The following is a 3,409-nucleotide window of genomic DNA, read 5'->3' on the forward strand; positions in this document are numbered from 1 at the left end:
CTCGGCGATCCAGCCCCTTTCCCATTCCGGGTCGAACTCGCGCAGGTACTTCGCCGCGATATCGGCCACCAGCGCCTCGAATTCCGTGGTGAAGCCGTATTCGCGCGCGTACAGCTCGCCGTGCATCTGCACCACCCAGCCCAGGTCGCCGGGGCGCGGCTCGCGCAGCACGATGCGGGGCGCGGCGGCGGAGGCCGGCTCGAGCATCCGGTGCACCGTGTGCATGGCGGCGATCAGGCGCGGACGCGCCGCGGCGGGCACGGTGGCCAGCAGCGCCGCGGCCTCGTCGCGCGAGCGCTGCTGCAGCGGCGCGAAGGCGGCATGGCCTGCTTCCGTCAGGCGCAGCAGGCTCTGGCGGCCGTCGTGCGGGGCCGCCTCGCGCGCCACCCAGCCGGCCTGCTCGAAGCGGCGCAGGATGCGGCTCACGTAGCCCGGGTCGAGCCCGAGGCCGCGTACCAGGTCGCGGGCGGGCAGCGGCGGCTGGTGCGCGAGCTCGTACAGCACCCGGACTTCGGTGAGGGTGAAGTCGGTGTCGAGATAGCGCCTCAGCACGCCGATGCGCTGGGTGTAGAAGCGGTTGAAGGCGCGCACCGCCTTCACGTGGGAGGGGGCGACGCGGCCGGAAGGACTGCCTGGCATGGCGTGCGAGTGTCGGCCAAATGCTTGCCGCAGTCAACGATCGGCGCCGCCGCCGGCCGGCCTTGCCGGGGCCCGCCGCGCCGCTATCATCCTGCGGCCATGGGGCCCGACTTCCGCCGCGAACTGGAGACCCTGCGCCCGGAACTGGTGCGCTATGCCGCGCGCGTGCTGCGCGCGCCCCAGTCGGCGGAGGACGCCGTGCAGGAGACGCTGCTCGCCGCGCTGGCGGCGCCCGCGTCCTGGGACGGCCGTTCCAGCCTGCGCACCTGGCTCACCGGCATCCTCAAGCACAAGTGCATCGACGTGGTGAGGCGCGAGCAGCGGGAGGCGCCGCTGGATGCGCCCCAGGCCGAGGCCGCGGCGCAGGAATTCGAGTCGCTGTTCGACGAGCACGAGCACTGGCGCGAGCATCCCCACGAGTGGCAGACACCGGAGGCGTCGCTGCAGCAGAAGGAATTCCGGCGCGTGCTGGAGTCCTGCCTCGCGCACCTGCCGCGCCGCACCGTGCAGGTGTTCCTGCTGCGCGAGCAGATGGGGCGCGAGATCGAGGAGATCTGCCGCGACCTCGGGCTGAGCGCCGCCAACTGTTCCGTGCTGCTGCACCGCTCGCGCATGGCCTTGCGCCTGTGCCTGCAGAAGAACTGGTTCCGGGCATGAACATGCGCCTGTCCTGCCGGCGCGCGACCGAGCTGCTGTCGCAGCAGCTCGATCGCGAGCTCTCGCTGGAGGAGAAGGCGGCGCTGAAGGCGCATCTGCTGATCTGCCGGGGCTGCCGCGCCGTCGACCAGCAGTTCCGCTTCCTGCGCGAGGCGGTCCGCAGCCTGGGCGGCTCCGACGATCCGCCTAGTCCCGGCTGACGATCGGGCAGTTGACCACGAAATCGGCCGCGGCGAAGCGCGCACCGTCCGGGCCGGTGATGCGGCCGTCCTGCGCCAGGTTCTCCACCTGGCCGAAATCCGTCTGCCGCAGGTTGCGGCCGGTGGCCACGGCGTTGGCGCTCCATTGGGCCGGATACACGTCCCACAACGGGCTGTAGCGTCCCTGCTTGGGATTCCAGAACAGCACGTTCAGCGGCGACAGGCCGTCCAGCAGCGCCGAATTGAGGCCTTGCCGCTGCGGATTGGCAGCGCCGGTCTGGCCGTTGACGAAGGCAGCCAGGCTGGCCCGCGCGGAATCGGTGCCGTCGCCCCCGGCGCGCGGCGCGAACTTCAGCTGCGGCGCGAAGGTGACGTTCTCCAGCGCCGCGACGGCGGGATCCGAAGCGTCGGTGGACAAGTACAGGACGCCGCGGCCGCCCTGGAAGCCGCGGGTGAGCTCCATGCGCACGGTGTAGGTGCCCAGGTCCATGCCGCGCACCTTGGCCGCCTGCCCCGTGAAGTTGGCGATGTGCGGCGCATTGAGGATCACGCCGTTGGGCAGCTGGATCAGCGGGCTGTAGCCGATCTCGCCCACCGCGCCGGGGTCGGCCAGCGAGGGCGGGAAGCCCGCCGGGCCGGGGATGACGCGCCGCTGGAAGGAGAAGTCCACCGTGGCCGGGAACTGCACCACCCCGTTCGCATCGACGGACACCTTCTGGGCGGCCTGCGTGCCGCGCACGTTGGCGAGCTTCTGCGAATGGTTCACCCCGCGCCGCTCCGCGTCCTTGCCGTCGGAGCTGTCGAGGACGATGTACCAGACGTCGGTGTTGCCGTGCCGGCCGCGGTACAGCGGGAAGGTCGCCGTGTCGTCCGCGTGTTCGGTCGCGCTGGTGATGAACAGCGTGCGCTCGTGCGCGGCCGCCGGTGCCGCGGCGGTGGCGAACAGCGTGGCGAACAGGGCGCAGGCCGCCATCCGGGCTGCCAGTGTCTTCATGGAGGTTCCCTTTCAGTGAAGCGGCCGCACCATGCGGTCGCACTTCCTTGGTCGGGAAAGGCGCGCGCTTCTTGCACGCGCGCGGCGATGTCCCTGCCCGGTGCGGGGTCGCTCAGAGCAGCCGGCGCAGCAGCCGCAGGATGCGCTCGGCGCGCGCGCCGTAGGGCGGGCGCATCAGGTCGTTGCCGGACCAGCGCGCCTGCTCGAACACCGGCTTCTCCAGCGAGAAGCGGCGGAAGCCGTGCTCGCCGTGGTAGGCGCCGATCCCGCTTTCACCCACGCCGCCGAAGGGCAGGTTCTCCTGCGCGATGTGCAGCAGCACGTCGTTGACGGTCACGCCGCCGGCGAGCGTGCGCGTCAGCACCTGCTGCCGGTGCGCACGGTCGCGCCCGAACCAGTAGAGCGCCAGCGGCCGCGGGCGCGCGTTGACGAAGCCGATGGCTTCCTCGGGCGAGTCGCAGGCCACCAGCGGCAGCACCGGGCCGAAGATCTCCTCGCGCATCGCGGCCAGGTCCGGTTGCGGGTCGAGCAGCAGCACCGGCGCGAACGTGCGGCTCGCTGCCCCGTCGGCCTCCTCCCCTATCCGCAGCACGCGCGCGCCCGCCGCTTCGGCTTCGCGCACGAGGCCCTGCAGCCGTGCGAAATGGCGGTCGTTGACGATGCTGGTGTAGTCGGGGTTGCCGGCGAAGCGCGGGTACATGCGGCGCACCGCCGCCGTGAACGCCTCGACGAACGCATCGCGCGCGGCGCGCGGCAGCAGCACGTAGTCCGGCGCGATGCAGGTCTGGCCCGCGTTGAACAGCTTGCCGGCGGCGATGCGCTGCGCCGCCTGCACCACGTCGGCGCTGGCGTCGAGGATGGCGGGCGACTTGCCACCGAGCTCCAGCGTCACCGGCGTGAGATTGGCCGCGGCGGCCAG

General features: G+C 72.1%; 5 protein-coding genes. 2 read left to right on the plus strand and 3 right to left on the minus strand.

Annotated features, from left to right (window positions below; translation table 11 throughout):
* The coding region (locus VFM98_RS13585; protein ID WP_325110450.1) for a MarR family winged helix-turn-helix transcriptional regulator at positions 1–639 on the minus strand (639 nt) is incomplete at its 3' end.
* 99 nt (positions 640–738) lie between these two features.
* Here VFM98_RS13585 and VFM98_RS13590 point away from each other — a divergent pair.
* Both VFM98_RS13590 and VFM98_RS13595 read left to right on the plus strand, forming a co-directional pair.
* Positions 739–1,296 (plus strand): sigma-70 family RNA polymerase sigma factor, encoded by a 558-nt coding sequence (locus VFM98_RS13590; protein ID WP_325110451.1) that lies wholly within the window; start codon positions 739–741, stop codon positions 1,294–1,296.
* A complete protein-coding gene (locus VFM98_RS13595; protein WP_325110452.1) occupies positions 1,293–1,496 on the plus strand; it encodes a zf-HC2 domain-containing protein in 204 nt (67 codons plus the stop codon). The genes VFM98_RS13590 and VFM98_RS13595 overlap by 4 nt, the downstream gene beginning before the upstream one ends.
* On the opposite strand, the gene VFM98_RS13600 is transcribed toward VFM98_RS13595, so the two are convergent.
* Positions 1,483–2,490, minus strand: coding sequence for a hypothetical protein (locus tag VFM98_RS13600; protein WP_325110453.1), 1,008 nt, complete (start codon positions 2,488–2,490; stop codon positions 1,483–1,485). The two genes, VFM98_RS13595 and VFM98_RS13600, sit on opposite strands and share 14 nt — an antisense overlap.
* Positions 2,491–2,602: 112 nt before the next feature.
* A partial coding sequence (locus tag VFM98_RS13605) for an aldehyde dehydrogenase family protein (RefSeq protein ID WP_325110454.1) occupies positions 2,603–3,409 on the minus strand: 807 nt, incomplete at its 5' end.

Source organism: Ramlibacter sp., from assembly GCF_035706265.1.
Lineage (GTDB): Bacteria > Pseudomonadota > Gammaproteobacteria > Burkholderiales > Burkholderiaceae_C > Ramlibacter.